Origin of the sequence: Burkholderia sp. AU45388, from assembly GCF_030481585.1 — a bacterium.
Classification (GTDB): domain Bacteria; phylum Pseudomonadota; class Gammaproteobacteria; order Burkholderiales; family Burkholderiaceae; genus Burkholderia; species Burkholderia sola.
Genome location: NZ_JAUJPV010000002.1, coordinates 771,729 through 777,786, shown reverse-complemented (window position 1 = coordinate 777,786; position 6,058 = coordinate 771,729). Strand labels below are relative to the sequence as shown.

Below are 6,058 nucleotides of genomic sequence, written 5' to 3'. Positions count from 1 at the left end.
CTTCCGGCACGTCGGGCACTTCCGGCACGTCGGGCACTTCCGGCACGTCGGGCACTTCCGGCACGTCGGGCACTTCCGGCACGTCGGGCACTTCCGGCACGTCGGGCACTTCCGGCACGTCGGGCACTTCCGGCACGTCGGGCACCGGCGTCACCCCCCTCGGCAATGTCCTTCAGCAATCCGGCAACCTCGTGACGGCGCTCGGTACGACGGTCGTGAACGGTGGCGCCCAGATCGGCGGCGTGCAGATTCCCGGCACGAACGCGACGACGGTCAACAGCGTCGGCAACGCGGTCAGCAGCCTCGGCAACGGCGTGCAATCGCTCGGCAACGGCGTCGCGGCCGGCCTCGGTTCGATCGGCGTGTCGCCGAACCCGCTCGGGCCGACGCTCACGTCGACCACCGGCCTGCTGACCGGCGCCGGCGGCGCGGTCAACAATCTCGGCAATGCCGTGACGAGCCTCGGCACCGGTCCGCTGTCGCCGCTCGCGCCGGCGACGACCCTGGTCGGCAGTCTCGTCAACACGGTCGGCACCGCGGTCAACTCGACCGCATCGGCGCTGAACACGGCGCTGAACAGCGCGCCGGTGCAGCAACTCGAGACGCAGCTCGGCAGCGTGATCAACCCGATCACGAACACGCTGACCGGCGGCGTCACGACGCCGGGCGTCACGCAGACGCTCGGCAACGCCACGTTGCTCGGCGCCCCGCTCAGCGGCCTGCTGAACACGCTCGGCAGCGGCCTCGGCCTCGCCGGTTCGCAGGTCGGCGGCGCCACCGGCAATCCGGTCGGCACGAGCGTTGGGAGCAGCGTGTCCCAGCTCGGCAATACCGTGGCATCGGCCGGCGGCCTGCTGTCCAGCGGCAGCTCCAGCAGCGGCACCAATCCGCTCGCCCCGATCACGGGCGTGCTCGGTTCGCTGACGGGCGCTCTCGGCGGCGGCAGCTCGAGCGGCTCAGGCGGCACGAGCGGTACCAGCGGCGGCCCGCTTGCGCCGATCACCGGCCTGCTCGGCACGGTGACGGGTGCGCTCGGCAGCATCGGCTCAAGCGGCACCGGCGGCACCAGTGGGACGAGCGGCGCAGGCGTCGGCGGCCTGCTCGCGCCGGTCACCAACCTCGTCAACTCGCTGACGCCGCTCGGCGCGAGCCTCACCGGCACCGTCACGACACCGGGCGGCAACGTGTCCGGCGCGCTCGGCGGCGTACTGACGAGCGGCCCGGTCGGCACGCTCACGGGTGCGCTGGGCACGCCGGCCGGCTCGGCCGGCGCCGTCGGCACGGTCAGCCCTGGCGGCGCAACGGCCACCGTGACGACGCCGGGCGGCAGCGGCTCCGTGGTGACCGGCCTGACCGGCGGCACGAGTGGCGGCGCCGCCAGCGGCACCGGCAACCTGCTGTCGCCGGTGACGAACCTGCTCGGCGGTCTGCTGGGCGGCGTCACCAAGAAGTAAGCCGTAACGCATCACGTATCAGAACGACAGGCCAATGGCCGGGCGCGCATCCATAAACAGCCCGGCCGACGGCCGGCGCCACCCGCCAAGCGGGGGCGCCGGCCCTCATCCCTACGAGGATCCGATCATGAACTCCACGCTCGACGGCATCGTCGCCGCCCCGGACCGCCCACCCCGTTCCGCCACGCCGCTGCGCGCCGGCCTGCTCGGCATCGCGGCCGGACTCTTCGCGCTGTGGGTCACGCGCGACCACCCGTCCCTCGACGCGGCCACCCGCGCGGTCATCGCGAGCCTCGCGATCATCGGCACGATCGCACTGCACGAACTCTTCATCTCGCGCGTCTACCTGCGTCCGAGCGCGGGGCTGTCGCGGCAGGCCGTCCGGCCGCTCGGCATCGCGCGCGTGGCGACGCGGCTCGGCGCGCTGACGTCGATCTATGCAGGCATCGGCGCGATCTACTGGCTGCTGCCCGAATACCACGGCGCGTTCTACCTCCCGTTCTGGTCGCTGCTGCGCTCGCTTGCGCCGTACGTGATCGTCGCCGCGCCGTTCTACTTCGCGTGGATGGACCGCCACCAGCGCGAGACCGACGACGCGTACCTGCTGTGGGGCCGCTTCCTGTTCCGACGCGAGCAGCCCGCGAGCTGGAAGCCCGTGCGCGAGATGCTGGCCGGCTGGGGCGTGAAGGCGTTCTTCCTGCCGCTGATGACCGTCTATCTGTCGAAGGACGCCGATCACCTGAGCGCGTCGCTCGCGAACGCGATGCATGCGCCGATGACGATCGCGACCTTCGTGTTCATGTACGACTTGTCGTTCACGATGGACCTGATGTTCGGCACCGTCGGCTACCTGTGCACGTTCCGCATCCTCGACAGCCACGTGCGCACGGTCGAGCCGACGACGCTCGGCTGGGTCGCCGCGCTGATCTGCTACCAGCCGTTCTGGTCGCTGATCTCGAACAACTACATCCGCTACGAAGGCTCGATGTTCTGGGACAACTGGCTGCTGTCGGCGCCGACGCTGCGCGTGATCTGGGGCACGGTGATCATCCTGCTGCTGCTGACCTACGCGCTGTGCACGATCTCGTTCGGGCTGCGGTTCTCGAACCTCACCAACCGCGGAATCATCACGTCGGGCCCGTACCGCTTCACGAAGCATCCGGCCTACATCACGAAGAACCTGTCGTACTGGATGGTGTCGGTGCCGTTCGTCGAGCCGCTCGGCTGGCAGCTCGGGCTCATGCACTGCGCGGGGCTCGTCGCGGTCAACCTGATCTACTACACGCGCGCGAAAACGGAAGAGCGTCATCTGATGCGCGATCCCGACTATCGCGCGTATGCCGAATGGATCGCGCAGCACGGGTTGTTCGCGCGGATCAGGCAGGCGTTCGGCGAGCGGCAGGCGGTGTGATGGAGCGACGGGGGCGGTCGTCCATGCCGCTCCTGTCCTGGCGCGGATGTCGACCTGTCCCGGCATTCACCCCCGCGACACTTTTCCAGGTAGGCCCTCCGCCGCTTGACGATGCACTTTCGCGTGGATCCCCGCACGTTTCAACGCGCCCCATGCGGCTAATTGTCGCGAAACACCGCGATTCGTCGCGCTTCATCGCTTTTCTCCGTCGGCCCGATTGCCCGCCCGCTGCCCATCGCGTATGGTGCCGACCGTCCGCGTGCGCCCGTCGCCCGGACACCCGACCGTCGTCCCGCACGACGGCCGTGCGGGCCGTGCCCGCCGCTCACCGTCTCCGCGACGCCGCCCGCCGGCGCCGCGCATTCATGAGGAAAGAGGCGTGATCCACAAAGTCCTGATCCTGTTCGCACTCTGCATCGCGGGCCTCGCCGCGATCGCCGCCGGTTTCCAGCACATCCCCGGCTGATTCGCGGCCCCGGCTCGCTTCGCCGAGCCCGGGGGCCGCTTCCATTTCCGTTCTCCCGTTGCCATGAACCCCTTTCTCGATGCGCCCGAGACGGGCGCCTTTTGCCATGCGTATCGACGTACAGCATTCCCAGCACGACATCGACGACGAACTCGACACCCTTTATGAACGCCTGCACCTGCCGGGCCATCGCCTGCACGGGCTGCCGGCCATCGCGCTCGGCGGCTCGGGCCTGATCGTCCGCCACCGCAAGGCGGACGGCGAATACTTCCTTTACATCGAGGATCCGTCGGCCCGGCAGCTCGCCGGCTATACGGTGTTCAACCGACTTCCCGAAATCCCGCGCCGTGCCGACCGCTACCTGCGCGCGCCGCATACGCGGCTGCGCGGCTCGGCACAACGCAAGGGACTCGCGACGACGCTGTATCGATGGGCGCTCGACGCGGGCCTGTGTCTGATCAGCGGCGCGCGCCAGTCGGTCGGCGCCGCGCGGTTGTGGACGGCGCTCGCGCAGGATTACGGGCATGGCTTCGTCGATGTCGAAGGCCGCGCGCTGCGTTATCTCGGCGACACCGTTGCCGACGACGTGCACGGTGCGCTGCATACGCGGCGGCTGTTGCTCGGAAACGGGTGGACCCTCGGTGAACTGGCGCAAGCAACCGGGATGACCGGCATCGATGCCGCCGAGTATGCGAACGTGAACGCGCGGCGCGGTGAACACGAATGACACTCCGCGGAGCGGCGGCCACGTGCGGCACGTCGCTCATGCGGCTCATGCGGCTCACGCACCGATGCGATAATTCGCCGGATCCGCGCGCCGCCGCGCGAGCCACCTCCCCACACGTTCCGCGATGGCCAACGACACCCGAACCGCTTCCGAGCGCCGCATCGACCTCGTCGCACTGTGCGGCAGCCTGCGCGCGCAGTCGTACAACGCCGCGCTGCTCGACGCAGCCGCACTCGTTGCCCCGCGCGGCATGCATATCACGCGCTTCGATCGTCTCGGCGAATTCCCGTTGTTCAATCCCGATGCCGAATATCCGACGCCCGCCGCGGTGCGCGATCTGTTCGACCGCCTGAACGCGGCCGACGGCGTGCTGATCGCCAGCCCCGAATACGCGCACGGCGTGACGGGCGTGATGAAGAACGCGTTGGACTGGATCGTGGGATGCGAGGCCGTCGTGTACAAGCCGGTCGCGGTGTTGAACGCGTCGCCGCGCGCCGAGCACGCAGACGCGGCGTTGCGGGAAACGCTGTCGGTGATGTCGGCGCGCATCGTCGAGCCCGCATCGATCACGCTGCCGATTCTCGGGAGCCAGCTCGACGCGGCGGGCATCGCCGCCCATCCGCCGTTCGCGTCGGCGCTCGTCGAAGCATTGCACGCGCTGCGCGCGGCGATCGACGACCCGGCTGCAGGCCGGTAGACGATACACACGCCGAACGCGTGCGCCGTGGCGTTATCGCGCCTTCGCGCGCGTCGTCTTTCTCGCCGGTTTGGCCGCCTTCGCGCGCGGCGCTTCCTTCTCGGGCTGCGCGCCGCCGCCCGCGAGATCCTCGAGCCATGCGAGCGCATCGACGTACGACAGGAACTGCTGCAGGTATTCCGGCGACAGCTCGCGCATCGTCGCGAGCGAGCGGTGCACGAGGCTGTTCGAATTGAGCGGCCCTGCGTTGCGCGGCACTTGGTCGAGCGACTGACGGTATTGCTGTTCCGTGCGGACCTTCGACCACGTCGCACGGAAGTAATCGATCAATTCGGGATCGAGCCCGCGCCGGTCGGCCTGCGCATCGCGGCCGAGCCCTGCGACGAGCGCGGCAAGCGCGCCGCACGCGGGCGCATCCGCCGCGGCTCGCGCCGTCTCGCGCGTGGCTTCGGCGTCACCGGCGCGCGCGACGATCTGCGCAAACCCTTCGATCAGCATTGCAAGCCGCGCATCGAGCAACGCACGTGCAGCGCCATCGAGCACGGCCGCGCGCTTCTCGAGCGCGTCGATCCGTTGAAAGCGCACCGGATCGAGCCGATCGGCGCCCTGCTCGCGCCATGCGTCGAGCGTCGCGCGCGCGTGCGTCGCGCCGCCCGTCACTTGGCCTTTCCTCCGTTCGACGCCGACTTGCGCGGCACCGGCGCGATCTCCACGCGGCGGTTCTTCGCGCGGCCTTCATCGTCGGCGTTCGAGCTGACCGGCTGTTCGGAACCGAACGCGGCCGCGAACACCGACGAGGCCGGCACACCGGCATCGATCATCGCGCGTGTGACCGTCAACGCGCGCTTGGCCGACAGTTCCCAGTTGTCCGCGAACAGGCGGTTGCCGGCGTGCACCTGCTGGTCGTCCGCGAAGCCGCTGATCATCAGGATCTCGTCGCGCGTCTTCAGGTACGTGGCGAGCGGGCTGGCCAGCGTCTTCAGCAAGTCGCGGCCCGCGGGCTGCAACTGGTCGGAGTTCAACGCGAACAGCACGTTGCCGCTGATGCCGATGCGCCCGTTCACGAGCGTCACGCGGCCGGCCGCGAGCGGCCCGGCGAGCGCCTGTTCGAGCGACTTGCGCTGCTGCGCTTCGAGCTGCCGCGCGCGCACCGCTTCCTCGAGCTTCGACGTGAGCTGAAGCTGCATGCCGATCACGCCGACGAGGATCAGCACGAACGCGCCGAGCAGCACCGACATCAGGTCGGCGAACGCGGGCCATACCGGCGCCGATTGCGCGCCGCCGTCGATTTCGTCGTGCATGC

Annotated in this window: 7 protein-coding genes; 4 read left to right on the top strand and 3 right to left on the bottom strand. The window is 69.6% G+C overall.

Annotated elements, in window-relative coordinates; translation table 11 throughout:
* The first annotated feature begins 191 nt into the window (after nucleotides 1-191).
* Nucleotides 192-1,454, top strand: a complete 1,263-nt coding sequence (locus tag QZM72_RS07460; RefSeq protein WP_367620025.1) for a collagen-like triple helix repeat-containing protein — start codon at nucleotides 192-194, stop codon at nucleotides 1,452-1,454.
* Nucleotides 1,455-1,581: 127 nt separating this feature from the next.
* Nucleotides 1,582-2,865, top strand: coding sequence for an isoprenylcysteine carboxylmethyltransferase family protein (locus QZM72_RS07455; RefSeq protein WP_089469145.1), 1,284 nt, complete (start codon nucleotides 1,582-1,584; stop codon nucleotides 2,863-2,865).
* 325 nt (nucleotides 2,866-3,190) lie between these two features.
* On the opposite strand, the gene QZM72_RS07450 is transcribed toward QZM72_RS07455, so the two are convergent.
* The gene (locus tag QZM72_RS07450; protein ID WP_179233477.1) at nucleotides 3,191-3,439 is read right to left on the bottom strand and encodes a hypothetical protein; all 249 of its coding nucleotides are present in this window, start codon (nucleotides 3,437-3,439) and stop codon (nucleotides 3,191-3,193) included.
* Here QZM72_RS07450 and QZM72_RS07445 point away from each other — a divergent pair.
* A complete protein-coding gene (locus tag QZM72_RS07445) occupies nucleotides 3,438-4,058 on the top strand; it encodes a histone acetyltransferase (protein WP_179233476.1) in 621 nt (206 codons plus the stop codon). The genes QZM72_RS07450 and QZM72_RS07445 overlap by 2 nt on opposite strands.
* 124 nt (nucleotides 4,059-4,182) lie before the next feature.
* A complete protein-coding gene (locus QZM72_RS07440) occupies nucleotides 4,183-4,755 on the top strand; it encodes an NADPH-dependent FMN reductase (RefSeq protein ID WP_089469143.1) in 573 nt (190 codons plus the stop codon).
* Nucleotides 4,756-4,788: 33 nt separating this feature from the next.
* Here the strand turns inward: QZM72_RS07440 and QZM72_RS07435 are convergent, their stop codons facing one another.
* Together QZM72_RS07435 and QZM72_RS07430 are read right to left on the bottom strand one after the other, a co-directional pair.
* Nucleotides 4,789-5,415, bottom strand: a complete 627-nt coding sequence (locus tag QZM72_RS07435) for a DUF2894 domain-containing protein (protein WP_089469142.1) — start codon at nucleotides 5,413-5,415, stop codon at nucleotides 4,789-4,791.
* Complete coding sequence (locus tag QZM72_RS07430) at nucleotides 5,412-6,056, bottom strand: OmpA family protein (RefSeq protein ID WP_089469141.1); 645 nt, start codon at nucleotides 6,054-6,056, stop codon at nucleotides 5,412-5,414. Before QZM72_RS07430 ends, QZM72_RS07435 begins: the two co-directional genes overlap by 4 nt.
* Nucleotides 6,057-6,058 lie beyond the last annotated feature (2 nt).